Below are 16008 nucleotides of genomic sequence, written 5' to 3' on the forward strand. Positions count from 1 at the left end.
AAACCATAACCGAAAGATCGGCAGTCTTCAGTCGACTACCCAGCACAGAAGCGCTCCTGCGCTGACGAGAAAAACAAACAACATACCGGCCAGCACCATGGGGCGGCGGCCCGCGCGCAGCAAGTCGCCCACACGTGTGTGCAGCCCAATCGCCAGCATGGCCGAGGCCAGCAGCCAATCGTCGAAGGTGATCAAGGCCGGTTTCCAATCGGCCGGCACCCAGCCCGCAGAGTGCAGCGCCATGACGGCGATAAAGCCCAGCGCAAACCAGGGCACGGACTTCAGCACCGCGTGTGCGCGCCCTGCCGGCCCCTTGGCGGGCCTTGCCGGCTGGCGGCTGCCCTGCGGCCACAAGGCAATCAGCAGCAGCAAGGGCGCCAGGGCCAGCACCCGCACCATCTTGGCCACCACGGCGGCATCAGCCACGGCCGGGTTGATCATCTGGCCGGCAGCAATCACCTGCGCCACCTCGTGCAAGGTAGCGCCGGTGAAGATACCAAACAGACGCGCGCTGACGGGCCACTGCCACTGCTGCACGGCCAGTTCGTACAAAGACGGGTACAAGAACATGCCCAAGGTGCCAAACAGCACCACCGTGGCCACCGCCACGGCGGTCTGGCGCTCATCACTGCGCAGCACCGAGGCCACCGCAATGGCCGCGGCCGCGCCGCAAACGGCGCTGCCCGCACTGATCACCAGGGCCTCACGCCAGCCCAGGCCCAGCAGCCGGGTGCCCAGCCAGATGCCTGCCAGCAAGGTGGCCGCCAGCATCAGCAGCGGCACCACCACGCCAGCCGCGCCCAGCGCCACGACAGCCGCAAAGGTCAGCCGCAAGCCATACAAGGCCACGCCCAGCCGCAGCAGGTACTGGCGCGCCAGGCCGGCACCGGGGCTCAGCGGCAGCAACCAGCGCTTGGGCAGCAAGTTGCCGGCCAGCATGCCTGCCCCGATGGCCAATGTCAGCGGCGACAAGCCCGTGCCGGCCAAGAGCGGCCAGCGCGCCAGCCACAGCATCAGTGCGGCCACCAGGCCCAGCGGTAAAAAGCTCAGCCACAGCGCGTTGTGGCCTGCTGGAGCGGTGACAACTGGGGCGGCGCGGGGAGTCGTAGAGAGGGAAGACATGCAAAGACTTGAGTAAAGTAAAGACAGCCCCAAGCCTAAGTGCCGCACTCAAATAAGTAAAATCGGTAATAACAGTATTACTTATCTGTATTAACGATATGAAAGCCCGCCCTCTTCGCCTCACGCTGCGCCAGCTCTCGGTATTTGCGGCCGTGGCCCAGCATGGCACGACCGTCGGAGCCGCCGATGAACTGGCGCTGTCGCAATCCGCAGTCAGCGGCGCACTGGCCGATCTGGAGCAAGCGCTGGGCGGCGCCCTGTTTGACCGTTTCGGGCGGCGGCTGGTCATCAATGAGACCGGGCGCATGCTGTTTCCACGGGTGCTGTCGCTGCTGGAGCAGGCCCATGAGCTGGAACGCCTGCCGCTAACCTCGGGCGTGCAGCTGCGCGTGGCGGCCAGCAACACCATTGGCAGTTACATCCTGCCCGCCCTGCTGGCCGGTTTTCGCAATGTGCAAAGCGGGCCTTGTGCGCTGGACATGCGCATTGGCAACACCCGCGAGACGCTGCAGGCCTTGCTGAAATTCGAGGCCGACATCGGCCTGGTGGAAGGCCATTGCCAAGGCAATGAGCTGGTCAGCACACACTGGGGTGATGACGAAATGCTGGTGGTGGTCAGCCCCTCGCATGCGCTGGCCCGCACTAGCCCAGGCAGCCCCGGTGCAGCCGCGCTGCGCGATGCGGACTGGGTGGTGCGCGAGCCCGGCTCGGGCACGCGCGAGATCATCGAAGAGCGCTTGGCGCCGCAGTTCGGCCCGCTGCGCTTTGCGCTGGAACTCGGCAACGCCGAGGCCATCAAGCGCGCGGTGATGAGTGGCTTTGGCGTGAGTTGCCTGTCATGGCATGTGGTGGGCGATGAAATTGCGCGGGGCACGCTGGTGGCGCTGCGTGAAGGTTTGCCGCCGCTGGTGCGCCCCTTGCATCTGGTCCTTCACAAGGACAAATACCTCACGCACGGCTTGCGCGCCTTCACCGACTATTTGCAGCAGAACAGGCCCAAGCCCCTGGGCTGAATCAGGCCCCGGCCAAGGCCGCAAAAGCCTTGATCACCTCGGGCGGCGCCTGCACCATTTCGATCAGCACGCCCTCGCCCGACACCGGAAACTCGTCGCTGGACTTGGGGTGTAAAAAACAGATGTCAAAACCGGCAGCGCCCTTGCGGATGCCGCCCGGCGCAAAGCGCACGCCCTGGGCCGTCAACCATTCCACCGCCTTGGACAAGTCGTCAATCCATAGCCCCACATGGTTGAGCGGGGTGGTGTGCACGGCCGGCTTTTTCGTTTCATCCAGCGGCTGCATCAGATCGACCTCGACCTTGAACGGCCCGCTGCCCATGGCGCAAATGTCTTCGTCAACGTTCTCACGCTCGCTCACGAAGTTGCCGGTGACTTCCAGACCCAGCATGTCCACCCATAAGGTGCGCAGACGGTCCTTGCTGGCGCCTCCGATGGCAATTTGCTGGATGCCCAGGACTTTAAAGGGACGCGTGGTCATCGCCGACTCGATCATGTGACTTCCACCTTTGCGTTTATGCAAACTCAACAATCGGCTGGTCCACGATGAGCGACTCGCCCTTGGCGGCCAGCACCTTGCCCACCACGCCATCGGCCGTGGCAAACAGCACGTTTTCCATCTTCATGGCCTCGATCACCGCCACCCGTTCACCGGCCTGCACTTTTTGCCCAGGCTGCACCGCCACTTCCACCAGCAGGCCGGGCATGGGCGACAGCACATAGCGGCTCATGTCCGGCGGCGCCTTGTAAGGCATCAGCGCATGCAACTCGGCGGCGCGCGGCGACAGCACCAGCGCGTCGAGCCGCGTGCCGTTGTGAGCGATGCGGATGGCCAGCGGGTTCCGGCCGACGCCGCGTTCGACCTGGGCGGCAAAGGGCTGGCCATTGACGGTACCACGGATGCGGGCGCCGCCCAGGTGCCAGTTGCTACATATTTCATAGCGCCTATCGCCCATCTCTACGGCGCTGGAGCCGGATTGGGCTTGATAGTCCCGCACCAGTACGGGGTGCGGCGTATTCTGCCCGGCAGCGCCCATGCCGACCACCACAAACTCTTCTCCCACCGTCACGCCGTGGCCCGGCAACTGGCCGCTGATGCCGGCCGCACGGCCCAGCATGCGGCGGTTCACATAGGCTGCCAGCGCCACCAGGAAGTCCGGGTCATCGTGCGGCACATCTTCGGCATGAAAACCCTTGGCGTAATTCTCGGCAATGAAGCCGGTATTGAAGTCACCCGCGACGAATTTGGGATGGGCCAGCAAGGCCGCCTGAAACGGGATATTGCTTGAGATGCCGCGGATCACAAAGGCGTTGAGCGCCTCGCGCATTTTGGCGATCGCCTCCTTGCGGTCCTTGCCGTGCACGATGAGCTTGGCGATCATCGAGTCGTAAAACATCGGAATCTCGCCGCCGTCTTCCACGCCGGTGTCCACGCGCACGCCCAGCAGGTTGGCCGTGTCCGATGCAAACATGGTTTCCTTGGGCGGCTGAAAACGCACCAGCCGGCCCGTGCTGGGCAAAAAGCTGCGGAACGGGTCTTCGGCGTTGATGCGGCACTCGATGGCCCAGCCATTGCGCTGCACGTCTTTTTGCGTCAGCGGCAGCTTCTCGCCGGCAGCGACACGGATCATCAGCTCCACCAGGTCCAGGCCGGTGATGCACTCGGTCACCGGATGCTCGACCTGCAGCCGCGTGTTCATTTCGAGGAAGTAAAAGCTCTGGTCCTTGCCGACCACAAACTCCACCGTGCCGGCGCTCTGGTACTTCACCGCCTTGGCCAGCGCCACGGCCTGCTCGCCCATGGCGCGGCGCGTGGCCTCGCTGATGAAGGGCGACGGCGCCTCCTCGATCACCTTCTGGTGGCGGCGCTGGATCGAGCACTCGCGCTCGTTCAGGTAGATCACGTTGCCGTGCGAATCGCCGAGCACCTGGATCTCGATGTGGCGCGGCTCCTCGACGAACTTCTCGATGAAGACGCGGTCGTCGCCAAAGCTGTTGCGCGCCTCGTTGCGGCAGCTGGTGAAACCTTCGAAGGCCTCCTTGTCGTTGAAGGCTACGCGCAAGCCCTTGCCGCCGCCACCGGCCGAGGCCTTGATCATCACCGGGTAGCCGATATCTTTGGCGATCTCCACCGCGCGCTCGGCGGATTCGATCGCGTCGTTCCAGCCCGGAATCGTGTTGACCTTGGCTTCGTTCGCCAGTTTTTTGGAAGCGATCTTGTCGCCCATGGCCGCGATCGAGTAGTGCCTGGGGCCGATGAAGACAATGCCCTCCTCCTCCACGCGCTTGGCAAAGGCTTCGTTCTCGCTCAGGAAGCCATAGCCAGGGTGCACCGCCTGCGCGCCAGTCTGCTTGCAGGCCGCGATGATTTTGTCGGCCTGCAGATAGCTGTCGCGGCTGGGCGCCGGACCGATGTGAACCGCTTCGTCGGCCAGTTCGACATGGTGCGCATCCTTGTCGGCGTCGGAATAGACCGCCACCGTCTTGACACCCATCTTGCGGGCGGTCTTGATGACGCGGCAGGCAATCTCGCCGCGGTTGGCTATGAGAATTTTTTTGAACATGAGCGTTGTTCCATAACTGTGTTGGCAAGCGGGCGCCGCAGAACCGGCTTCGCCGGGCTGCAGGCGTCGCCCCGGAGGGGGGATCCGGCTACACGCAGTGAGCCGAGAAGGGGGGAACTCATAATGGGATGTTGCCGTGCTTGCGCCACGGGTTTTCCAGCTTCTTGCCTGCCAGCATCGCCAGCGAGCGGCAAATGCGCTTGCGGGTTTCGTGCGGCAGGATCACGTCGTCGATAAAGCCGCGTGCGCCGGCCACAAAGGGGTTGGCAAAGCGGGCCTTGTACTCGGCCTCTTTGGCGGCCAGCTTGGCCGGGTCGCCCTTGTCTTCGCGGAAGATGATTTCCACCGCGCCCTTGGGGCCCATCACGGCAATCTCTGCGTTCGGCCAGGCAAAGTTGACGTCGCCGCGCAAATGCTTGGAGCTCATCACGTCATAGGCGCCGCCATAGGCCTTGCGCGTGATCACGGTGATCTTGGGCACGGTGCATTCGGCATAGGCATAGAGCAGCTTGGCGCCGTGCTTGATGATGCCGCCGTATTCCTGCGAGGTGCCGGGCATGAAGCCCGGCACGTCGACGAAGGTGACCACAGGGATGTTGAACGCATCGCAAAAGCGCACAAAGCGCGCCGCCTTGATGCTGCTCTTGATGTCCAGGCAGCCGGCCAGCACCAGCGGCTGGTTGGCGACGATGCCCACGGTCTGGCCTTCCATGCGCGCAAAGCCAATGATGATGTTCTTCGCGTACTCGGGCTGGATCTCGAAGAAGTCGCCGTCGTCCACCGTTTTGACAATGAGCTCCTTCATGTCATAGGGCTTGTTCGGGTTGTCGGGCACCAGGGTGTCCAGGCTCAGGTCCATGCGGCCGGCCGGGTCGGCGCTGGGGCGCACCGGCGCTTTTTCGCGGTTGTTCAGCGGCAGGTAGTTGTAGAGCCGGCGCAGCATCAGCAGCGCTTCGACATCGTTCTCGAAGGCCAGGTCGGCCACGCCGCTCTTGGTGGTGTGACTGATGGCGCCGCCCAATTCCTCGGCGGTGACTTCCTCGTGCGTCACGGTCTTGACCACTTCGGGGCCGGTCACAAACATGTAGGCGCTGTCTTTCACCATGAAAATAAAGTCGGTCATGGCCGGCGAATACACCGCGCCGCCGGCGCTGGGGCCCATGATCATGCTGATCTGCGGGATCACACCGCTGGCCATGACGTTGCGCTGGAACACGTCGGCATAACCGCCCAGCGAGGCCACGCCTTCCTGGATACGCGCACCGCCCGAGTCATTGAGGCCGATCACCGGCGCGCCCACCTTCATGGCCTGGTCCATGACCTTGCAGATTTTCTCGGCATGGGCTTCGCTCAATGCGCCGCCAAACACCGTGAAATCCTGGCTGAACACAAACACCAGGCGGCCATTGATCATGCCGTAGCCGGTAACCACGCCGTCGCCCGGGATCTTGTTATCGGCCATGCCGAAGTCGCTGCAACGGTGCTCGACAAACATGTCCCATTCCTCGAAGGTGCCCTCGTCCAGCAAGAGCTCCAGCCGTTCGCGCGCCGTCAGCTTGCCCTTGCCGTGCTGCGCTTCAATGCGCTTCTGGCCACCGCCCAGGCGCGCTGCTGCGCGCTTTTTTTCAAGTTGTTCAAGAATTTCCTGCATGGTTCGCTTTCTGTATTTTCTCTACTGACGCTCTTTATTTGATAGCTGCCTGCGCCCGCTCCGATTGGGCTGCAAGCAGATTTCTTGCTGCTGTGGAGGCGGGAAGCCGGCCGCTTTCCACCTGCTCCACGAGTGTCGGCAGCAAGGCACTGACCGCCGGGTCGTGCCGGAAGGCTTGCTTCAGGCCCGCGTCAATGCGCTCCCACATCCAGGACAGTGACTGATGCCGTCGGCGCTCTGACAGCTTGCCATTGGCGGTTTGCAGGTTTCTGAACTGCGTCACCGCCGCCCAAAACGCATCGACGCCCTTGTTGTGCAGCGCGCTGAGCTGAATCACTTGCGGATGCCAGAGTTTCTTGTCGTGGTGCGCATGGTCGGGGTGGCCGTGCAGGCCAAACAGCCGCATCGCCGAAGTAATCTGTGCCTCGGCCCGCATGGCGGCATCGGCATCAATGTCGGCCTTGTTGATGATCACCAGGTCGGCCAGCTCCATCACGCCCTTCTTGATGGCCTGCAAGTCATCACCGGCATTGGGGAGCTGCATCAGCACAAACATGTCGGTCATGTTGGCGACCGCGGTTTCGCTCTGGCCCACGCCGACGGTCTCGACAATCACCACGTCGTAGCCCGCCGCCTCGCACACCAGCATGGCTTCGCGGGTTTTCTCGGCCACGCCGCCCAGCGTGCCGCTGCTGGGGCTGGGGCGGATGTAGGCACGCTCGTGCACCGAGAGCTTTTCCATGCGCGTCTTGTCGCCCAGGATGGAGCCGCCCGACACGGTGGAGGAAGGGTCTATGGTGAGCACCGCCACACGATGACCCTGCTCAATCAGGTAAAGGCCCAGCACTTCGATGAAGGTCGATTTGCCCACACCGGGCACGCCGCTGATGCCCAGGCGAAACGCCTTGCCGGTGTACGGCAGCAAGGCGGTGAGCAGTTCGTCGCCCTGCGCGCGATGGTCGGCGCGGGTGGATTCGAGCAGGGTGATGGCCTTGGCGATGGCGCGGCGCTGGACTTGGGCCGCACCGTGGACAATCGATTCGAGCGTGCTCACGCCGGCACTCCGCGCGGTCGGTGCCAGCGGTAATCCAGATCAAACCCGCTTTCACCGACCTGAACGAATCCATGGCGCAGGTAAAAGCGGTTGACGGCGCTTTGTTTCAGTGCCGACAAGGTGATGTCAGCCTCTTGAAGCGCGGCCTGCGTCTTGGCCCAGTCCAGCGCCCATGCGCCTATACCGGCGCTTTGGAAAACGGGCCGAACGTAGAGGTGATCCAGCTGCAAGGCGCCCGGTGCCCGCCCGGATGCCGGACGCAGCGTGATGTAGCCCACGCGCTGGCCGTTCGCCACAATGTGCCGCATGTGTTCCGGCGCGAATCCCGCGGCCAGGCGCTCGCGCGCACGAACCGGGTCAAAGCGTCCCAGACGTTCAAGACTTTCGCGCAGGGCCTCAATGCGAATGGCTGCCATCTCGTCAAAATCACCGGCGGCAACGGGGGCAAGCGAGAGCATGGCCTGGGTCACGCCTTCACTGCGGCCTTGATCTGCTCCAGCACATCCTTGGCACTGGCCGGAATCGGCGTGCCCGGGCCGTAAATGCCCTTGACGCCCGCTTCATACAGCATCTCGTAATCCTGCCGCGGAATCACGCCGCCGACAAACACGATGATGTCGTCCGCGCCCTGCTTTCTCAGCTCGGCGATGATGGCGGGCACCAGTGTCTTGTGGCCTGCGGCAAGCGTGCTTACACCCACGGCGTGCACATCGTTTTCAATCGCCTGCCTTGCGCATTCCTCGGGCGTCTGGAACAGCGGGCCCATGTCCACGTCAAAGCCCAGGTCGGCAAAGGCCGTGGCCACCACTTTGGCGCCGCGGTCATGGCCGTCCTGGCCGAGTTTTGAAATCATCACGCGCGGGCGGCGGCCTTCGCTTTCGGCAAAGGCGTTGATTTCGCTCTTGAGCGTTTCCCAGCCTTCGGCCGAGTCATAAGCGGCTGCATACACACCGGTCACCTTTTGCGTATCGGCGCGGTGGCGCCCGTAAACTTTTTCCAGGGCATCGCTCACTTCGCCCACCGTGGCGCGCAGGCGTATCGCCTTGATGCTCAGGTCCAGCAAATTGCCGTTGTTATTTTCAGCCGCCGCCGTCAACGCATCCAAGGCGGCCAGCACCGCGACCGGATCGCGTCGGGCCTTGATGGCCTTGAGGCGGGCAATCTGGCCGTCGCGCACGGCCACATTGTCAATGTCGCGCGACTCGATCGCATCTTCGGTCTCCAGCTTGTATTTGTTGACGCCCACGATCACGTCTTTGCCGCTGTCGATGCGGGCCTGCTTCTCCGCCGCGGCGGCCTCGATCTTGAGCTTGGCCCAACCGCTGTCCACGGCCTTGGTCATGCCACCCATGGCCTCGACTTCCTCGATGATGGCCCAGGCCGCGTCGGCCATGTCCTGGGTCAGTTTTTCCATCATGTAGCTGCCGGCCCAGGGGTCGACCACGTTGGTGATGTGCGTTTCTTCCTGGATGATCAGTTGGGTGTTGCGGGCAATGCGGGACGAAAACTCGGTAGGCAGCGCAATCGCTTCGTCGAAGCTGTTGGTATGCAGGCTTTGCGTGCCGCCGAACACGGCCGCCATGGCTTCGATGGTGGTGCGCACCACGTTGTTGTAGGGGTCCTGCTCGGTCAGGCTCCAGCCGCTGGTCTGGCAATGGGTGCGCAGCATCAGGCTCTTGGGACTCTTGGCATCGAAGCCCTTCATGATGCGGCACCACAGCAGGCGGGCGGCGCGCATCTTGGCGACTTCCAGGTAGAAGTTCATGCCGATGGCCCAGAAAAAACTCAGGCGACCGGCAAACTCGTCCACGTCCAGGCCCTTGCCCAGCGCGGTTTTCACATACTCCTTGCCGTCGGCCAGGGTGAAGGCCAGCTCCAGCGCCTGGTTGGCGCCGGCTTCCTGCATGTGGTAGCCGCTGATGCTGATCGAGTTGAACTTGGGCATGTTCTGCGCCGTGTACTCAATGATGTCGCCAATGATGCGAATGCTGGGCGCGGGCGGGTAGATATAGGTGTTGCGGACCATGAACTCCTTGAGGATGTCGTTCTGTATGGTTCCGCTCAGCTGGTCCTGGCGCACGCCCTGCTCTTCGGCCGCCACCACATAGCCGGCCAGCACCGGCAGCACCGCGCCGTTCATGGTCATGGAAACCGACACCTTGTCCAGCGGGATCTGGTCAAACAGGATTTTCATGTCCTCGACGCTGTCAATCGCCACGCCGGCCTTGCCCACATCGCCGGTCACGCGGGGATGGTCGCTGTCGTAGCCGCGGTGCGTGGCCAGATCAAACGCCACCGACACGCCCTGCCCGCCGGCAGCCAGCGCCTTGCGGTAAAACGCGTTGGACTCTTCCGCGGTGGAAAACCCGGCGTACTGCCGGATGGTCCAGGGTCGCACGGCGTACATCGTCGCCTGCGGGCCGCGAATGAAGGGCTCGAAACCTGGCAGGGTATTGGTGTAAGGCAGGTCTTTAGTGTCCTCGGCGGTGTACAGCGGCTTGACGCTGATGCCGTCCGGCGTGTGCCAGTTCAGGGCGCTCACATCGCCGCCGGGGGCTGATTTGGCTGCTGCTTTGGCCCAGGCATCAAGGTCGGCTGCGGGAAATTCAGGTTCTGTATGGCGCGTGGACATGGGCTGTTTCTACATTGAACAAGATCGGCATGCGACAGGCAACATTGAATGCTTCACCCGCTCGGCACGCAAGGAATTCATGAATCGCCGGCAAGTTTACATCATTTATAATTATTGATGCAAAATTCAGTTTAAAGTAAGCTCACGCTGGAGCCGCCCGCTGATGAACATCACCAGTGAGCAACAGGCGCCAAGCCAGTTACAAGGAATAATCGCCCCTCCATGACCGCCGTTTCCCTCACCCCCAGAGCGCTTTATGAAGAAGTTGCCGAGCTTTTGCGCCAGCGCATTTTCAATCGCGAGTTGACGCCCGGCAGCTGGATTGACGAACTCAAGCTGGCCGAGGAATACGGTATCAGCCGCACGCCGCTGCGCGAGGCCCTCAAGGTATTGGCGACCGAGGGCCTGGTCACCATGAAAGTGCGGCGCGGCGCCTACGTGACCGAGGTATCCGAGCGCGACCTGGCCGACGTCTACCACCTGCTGGCGCTGCTCGAAAGCGATGCCGCCGGGGTGGTGGCCACCCAGGCGAGCGATGCCCAGCTCAAGGAGCTGCAGGGCCTGCACAACGAACTGGAACAAGCGGTAAACAACCGGGAACGCTTTTTCGAAATCAATGAAACGTTTCACATGCGCCTGCTGGAAATTGCCAACAACCGCTGGCGTGACCAGATGGTGACCGACCTGCGCAAGGTCATGAAGCTGAACCGCCACAACTCGCTGCTCAAGAGCGGCCGCATTGAAGAGTCACTGGCCGAGCATCGCGCCATCATGGACGCATTGCTGGCACGCGACGGCGAGGCCACCGTGCAGCGCATGCGCGAGCACTTCCGCAATGGGCTGGAGGCGGCGGCGTAACGCCAGAGCGACCTTGAGGCGCCATTACCTCGACGTCCCAGTTGCTTCTCTTTTAATAGCACATTGCGCCCGACTGCTGGGGGCTACGGCCATATTTTGCATCATCCCGCAGGAAAACAGGGCCGCAAGGGCCCTGCACCATCTCCCGGCTCCTTGATGCACCCATCAAACATCAAGCCCCAGGCTCGTATGTGACGGCGCTACATCCCAGTGCCGGGTCACCTTGCCGTGCCGGTCCACGCTTTCAAGCTTGACCATAAACCCCCACAGGCGCCCGATATGCTTGAGGACTTCCTGAACGTCGTCGTTGAGCGGCCGGTTGTTGTGCTGCGTATGGCGCAAGGTCAGCGAACGGTCCCCGCGAATGTCAACGTTCCAGACCTGAATGTTGGGCTCGCGATAGCTCAGGTCGTTCTGCCGCGACAGCGCCTCGCGCACATGGCGGTAGCCGGCATCGTCGTGAATCGCAGACACCTCCAGCTCCAGCTCGGCCGCATCGTCGATGACGGAGAACAGACGGAGCTCGCGCATCAGCCGGGGTGACAGGTACTGCCCGATAAAGCTCTCATCCCGAAAATGCCGCATGGCATGGTCCAGTGTCTGATGCCAGTCGCCTCCGGCGATGTCGGGAAACCATTGACGATCTTCATCCGTGGGGTTTTCGCTGATGCGCCTCAAGTCGCTGAACATGGCAAAACCCAGCGCATAGGGGTTGATGCCGCTGTAGCCCGGGTGGGTCACCGGCGGCTGGTAGATCACATTGGTGTGTGAACGCAGGCATTCGATCATGAAGCCGTCGGTCACCAAGCCCTCGTCGTACAGGGCATTGAGCAGGGTGTAGTGCCAGAACGTGGCCCAGCCTTCGTTCATGATCTGGGTCTGGCGCTGCGGGTAGAAATACTGGGCGATCTTGCGCACGATGCGTATCACCTCGCGCTGCCAGGGTTCAAGAAGGGGCGCGTTCTTCTCGATGAAGTAGAGGATATTTTCTTCCGGCTCCGCCGGGAAACGGCGGCTGACTTTTTCGACCGGCTTGTCGGCCATCTTGGGCAGCGTGCGCCACAGGTCATTGATCTGCTGCTGCAAATAGGCTTCGCGGTCCTTGCGACGTGCCTCTTCCTCGGCCAGCGAGAGCTTCTGCGAACGCTGGTAGCGATCGACCCCCTGGCTCATCAGGGCGTGGCAGCTGTCCAGCAGGTCCTCCACGGCATCCAGACCGTGAAGCTCCTCGCACTCGGCAATATAGGCCCGGGCATACACCAGATAGTCGACGATGGAGCTCGCATCGGTCCACATCCGGAACAGGTAGTTGCCCTTGAAAAAGGAGTTGTGGCCATAGCAGGCGTGCGCCATCACCAGCGCCTGCATGGGCATGGTGTTCTCCTCCATCAGGTAGGCGATGCAGGGGTTGGAGTTGATGACGATCTCGTAGGCCAGCCCCATGTGGCCGCGACGGTAGCTTTTTTCGGTGGTGATGAACTGCTTGCCGAAGGACCAGTGGCGGTAATTCACCGGCATGCCCACCGAGGCATAGGCGTCAATCATCTGGCCTGCGGTGATTACTTCGAGCTGCACCGGGTAGGTATCCAGCCCAAAGCGCTTGGCCATGCGCTCGATCTCAGCGTGGTAAGTCTCTATCAGCTCGAACGACCAGTCGGACGGGCAGGGCAAGGGTTGGCGCCGCCGCGTGCCCTCGGCGGCCGGCGCAGCCCTGGTGCTGTCGGCGTCTGCGGGGCGCGAGGTCTTGCTCATGCAGGCTGTCCTTTCTTGAACAGCTCTCGGAACACCGGATAAATCTCCGATGCGCTGGCAATCTTCTGCATGGCAAAGTTCGGGTGGCCCTCGCGCGCCAGGGCGTACTCTTCCCAGAGATTCTGGCTCTCTTCAGCCACCTGGATATAGGCAAAGTAGCGCGAGACCGGCAACAGCTTTTCCACCAGCAGTTCCCGGCACTTGGCCGAGTCCTGATGCCAGTTGTCGCCATCGGAAGCCTGGGCGCCGTAGATGTTCCACACGTTCGAAGGGTAACGCTCCTGGATGATCTCGTGCATCAGGGCCAGAGCGCTGGACACCACGGTCCCACCGCTCTCCGTCGACTGGAAGAAGTCTTCCTCGGAGACTTCGGTGGCCTGGGTGTGATGACGAATGAAAACAACATCCGTCTTCTCGTAGTGCCGCATCAGGAACAGGTACAGCAGGATGAAAAAGCGCTTGGCCATGTCCTTGCGCGCCTCGTCCATGGACCCCGACACATCCATCAGGCAGAACATCACGGCCCGGCTGGCCGGCAAGGGTACCCTGACCCGGTTGCGGTAACGCAGGTCGAAAGGGTCCAGGAACGGGATTTGCAGGAGCCGGCGCCGCAACGCTTCCATCCGGGCTTTCAGCGCAAGGATCTCGCTGCGCGGCGTGTGCGCATCACGCAGCATCAAGGCCAGCTGGGCTTGCAGTTCCCGCAGCTGGCGCCGGGCATCGCCGCCCATGGCGATACGCCGGCTGAGCGCCATGCGCATGGAGCGCACCACATGCAGGTTGGTCGGGGTTCCTTCGGAAATAAAGCCGGCGCGCTGCGACTTCCATTCCGGCGCATCAGGCAGCAGTTGCGTGCGCACCAGATGCGGCAAGGCCAGGTCGTCGAAGAAATACTGCATGAACTCTTCGCGCGTGATGCGAAACACAAAATCGTCTTCACCGATGCCGTCCGGACTTGCCCCCGGGCCCTGGCCGCCGGCACCGCCCTTTTGTGGCCGCTCAATGCGGTCGCCACGCACATACTCACGGTTGCCGGGGTGCACCCGCTCCTGCGCGCCGCCTGGCCCGTGCCCAAACACGGGCTCCGACACATCGCGCCGCGGCAAGGTGATGTCCTCGCCCTGCTCGATATCGTGGATGCTGCGGCCTGCCACGGCCCGGCGGACCGCTTCCCGGATCTGCGTCCGGTAGCGGCGCAGAAAGCGCTCCCTGTTGCCTATCGACTTGTTCTTGCCCGACAAACGCCGATCAATGACTTGTTGGAGCATGCTGATCTCCGGCTGGTCTGTCAGTGAGCCCGCAGCGCCTTGCGGCGGGCCTCAGGAACTCTTCCGGACTCTGAGGTACCAGTCGCACAGCAGGCGCACCTGCCGGGCGCTGTAACCCTTGGACACCATGCGATTGAGGAAGTCCTCGTGCTTTTTCTTCTCGTCAGCGCTCGCCTTGGCATTGAAGGAAATGACCGGCAACAGGTCTTCAGTGTTCGAGAACATTTTTTTCTCGATCACGGCGCGCAGTTTCTCGTAGCTGGTCCAGGTCGGATTCTTGCCGGCGTTGTTGGCCCGCGCCCGCAGCACGAAGTTGACGATCTCGTTGCGGAAGTCCTTGGGATTGCTGATGCCGGCCGGTTTTTCGATTTTCTCGAGCTCGGCATTGAGGGCCGAGCGGTCGAAAATTTCGCCGGTATCGGTATCCCGGTATTCCTGGTCCTGGATCCAGAAGTCTGCGTAGGTCACATAGCGGTCAAAGATATTTTGACCGTACTCGGAATAGGACTCCAGATAGGCGGTCTGGATTTCCTTGCCGATGAATTCGGCGTAGCGCACCGCCAGGTTCTCCTTGATGAAGGCGAGGTAACGCTGCTCAATCTCAGGCGCGAATTGCTCACGCTCGATCTGCTGCTCCAGCACGTACATCAAGTGCACCGGGTTGGCGGCGATTTCGGTGGCGTCAAAGTTGAACACCTTGGACACGATCTTGAAGGCAAAGCGCGTCGAGATACCGCTCATGCCCTCATCCACACCCGCATAGTCGCGGTACTCCTGGTAGCTCTTGGCTTTCGGGTCGGTGTCTTTCAGGTTCTCGCCGTCGTACACCAGCATCTTGCTGAAGATGCTGGAATTTTCGGGCTCCTTCAGGCGCGTCAGCACGGCAAACTGCGCCATCATCTTCAGCGTGCCGGGCGCACAGATGGCGCCGGCCAGCGAGGAGTTGCGAATCAGCTTCTCATAGATCTTGACCTCTTCCGACGCGCGCAGGCAATACGGCACCTTGACGATGTAAATCCGGTCCAGGAAGGCCTCGTTGTTCTTGTTGTTCTTGAAGGCTTTCCACTCGCTTTCGTTCGAGTGCGCCATCACAATGCCGTCGAAGGGAATCGCACCAAACCCCTCGGTGCCCTTGAAGTTGCCCTCCTGGGTCGCCGTCAGCAGCGGGTGCAGCACCTTGATCGGGGCCTTGAACATTTCGACAAACTCCATGAGCCCCTGGTTGGCCAGGCACAGGCCGCCGGAGTAGCTATACGCGTCAGGGTCGTCCTGGGCGAAGGTTTCGAGTTTGCGGATATCGATCTTGCCGACCAGCGAGGAGATGTCCTGGTTGTTTTCGTCGCCGGGCTCCGTCTTGGTAATGGCGCACTGCTTCAGGATGGAGGGAAAGCGTTTGACGACGCGGAACTTGCGGATGTCGCCGCCGTACTCTTCGAGGCGCTTGACCGCCCAGGGTGACATGATGCGCTGCAGGTAGCGCGAGGCAATGCCATACTGGGATTCGAGTACCGGACTGTCCTCCGCGTTGTTAAACAGGCCCAGCGGTGACTCGTTGACGGGCGAGCCTTTCAGGGCATAAAAAGGCACCTGCTCCATCAACTGTTTGAGCCGCTCGGCAATCGAGGACTTGCCGCCACCGACCGGACCCAGCAGGTAAAGAATCTGTTTCTTCTCTTCCAGGCCTTGTGCGGCGTGGCGGAAGTAGGCCACTACCTGCTCGATAGGGTCTTCCAGCCCGTAGAAATCCCGAAACGCCGGGTAGATCTTGATGACCTTGTTGCCGAAAATGCGTGACAGGCGCTGGTCATGGTGGGTGTCAAACACCTCAGGCTCGCCGATGGCGGCAAGAATTCGCTCGGCCGCGGTGGCGTAAACCAGAGGATTCTTTTTGCACACCTCGAGGTAGTCCTCAAGGGACATTTCTTCTTCCCGCGTTTGTTCGTAACGCGTCAAAAAATTACGGACGACATCCATAAAACCTCCTTCGCAAGCTGCGCTTGTGAACGACTCCACCAGAAGATGGTGGTCAGCCTCACTTTACAGCATACCCGCCCTCAATGCATAGCAAAAATCAACTGATGGATAGATTGAAAC

At 61.9% G+C, this 16008-nt stretch carries 12 protein-coding genes; 2 read left to right on the forward strand and 10 right to left on the reverse strand.

The annotated features are described in order from the left end of the window. Positions 1-27: 27 nt before the first annotated feature. Positions 28-1122: a YeiH family protein gene (locus PJE01S_RS16935; RefSeq protein WP_068834817.1), complete on the reverse strand. Its 1095-nt coding sequence runs from the start codon at positions 1120-1122 to the stop codon at positions 28-30. A gap of 98 nt (positions 1123-1220) precedes the next feature. Here PJE01S_RS16935 and PJE01S_RS16940 point away from each other — a divergent pair, with 98 nt between their 5' ends. Next, entirely contained in the window at positions 1221-2135 is a 915-nt protein-coding gene (locus PJE01S_RS16940) for a LysR family transcriptional regulator (RefSeq protein WP_068834818.1), read from the forward strand. A gap of 1 nt (position 2136) precedes the next feature. Here the strand turns inward: PJE01S_RS16940 and PJE01S_RS16945 are convergent, their stop codons facing one another. From PJE01S_RS16945 to scpA, 6 genes are all read right to left on the reverse strand, one after another. Beyond that, positions 2137-2631: a VOC family protein gene (locus PJE01S_RS16945; protein ID WP_245660822.1), complete on the reverse strand. Its 495-nt coding sequence runs from the start codon at positions 2629-2631 to the stop codon at positions 2137-2139. 19 nt (positions 2632-2650) lie between these two features. Continuing rightward, a complete protein-coding gene (locus tag PJE01S_RS16950) occupies positions 2651-4699 on the reverse strand; it encodes an acetyl-CoA carboxylase biotin carboxylase subunit (protein ID WP_068834819.1) in 2049 nt (682 codons plus the stop codon). A gap of 118 nt (positions 4700-4817) precedes the next feature. After that, positions 4818-6350: an acyl-CoA carboxylase subunit beta gene (locus tag PJE01S_RS16955; protein WP_068834820.1), complete on the reverse strand. Its 1533-nt coding sequence runs from the start codon at positions 6348-6350 to the stop codon at positions 4818-4820. 34 nt (positions 6351-6384) lie between these two features. Next, positions 6385-7404, reverse strand: a complete 1020-nt coding sequence (gene meaB / locus PJE01S_RS16960; protein ID WP_068834821.1) for a methylmalonyl Co-A mutase-associated GTPase MeaB — start codon at positions 7402-7404, stop codon at positions 6385-6387. Further along, positions 7401-7862, reverse strand: a complete 462-nt coding sequence (locus tag PJE01S_RS16965) for a GNAT family N-acetyltransferase (RefSeq protein WP_068834860.1) — start codon at positions 7860-7862, stop codon at positions 7401-7403. The genes meaB and PJE01S_RS16965 overlap by 4 nt, the downstream gene beginning before the upstream one ends. 8 nt (positions 7863-7870) lie before the next feature. Beyond that, entirely contained in the window at positions 7871-10036 is a 2166-nt protein-coding gene (gene scpA / locus PJE01S_RS16970; protein ID WP_068834822.1) for a methylmalonyl-CoA mutase, read from the reverse strand. Positions 10037-10258: 222 nt separating this feature from the next. Here scpA and PJE01S_RS16975 point away from each other — a divergent pair, with 222 nt between their 5' ends. Next, complete coding sequence (locus PJE01S_RS16975; RefSeq protein WP_068834823.1) at positions 10259-10894, forward strand: GntR family transcriptional regulator; 636 nt, start codon at positions 10259-10261, stop codon at positions 10892-10894. A gap of 165 nt (positions 10895-11059) precedes the next feature. Here PJE01S_RS16975 and PJE01S_RS16980 read toward each other — a convergent pair whose 3' ends face one another. From PJE01S_RS16980 to PJE01S_RS16990, 3 genes are read right to left on the reverse strand one after another with little or no spacing between them, the layout of a single operon-like run. Then, the gene (locus PJE01S_RS16980) at positions 11060-12646 is read right to left on the reverse strand and encodes a SpoVR family protein (protein WP_068834824.1); all 1587 of its coding nucleotides are present in this window, start codon (positions 12644-12646) and stop codon (positions 11060-11062) included. Continuing rightward, positions 12643-13914, reverse strand: a complete 1272-nt coding sequence (locus PJE01S_RS16985; RefSeq protein WP_174548554.1) for a YeaH/YhbH family protein — start codon at positions 13912-13914, stop codon at positions 12643-12645. The genes PJE01S_RS16980 and PJE01S_RS16985 overlap by 4 nt, the downstream gene beginning before the upstream one ends. A gap of 51 nt (positions 13915-13965) precedes the next feature. Continuing rightward, on the reverse strand, positions 13966-15888 hold the full coding sequence (locus PJE01S_RS16990; protein WP_068834826.1) for a PrkA family serine protein kinase: 1923 nt from the start codon (positions 15886-15888) through the stop codon (positions 13966-13968). Positions 15889-16008: the final 120 nt, after the last annotated feature.

Source organism: Polaromonas jejuensis NBRC 106434 (assembly GCF_001598235.1).
In the GTDB taxonomy this organism is placed as follows: Bacteria; Pseudomonadota; Gammaproteobacteria; order Burkholderiales; family Burkholderiaceae_C; genus Polaromonas; species Polaromonas jejuensis.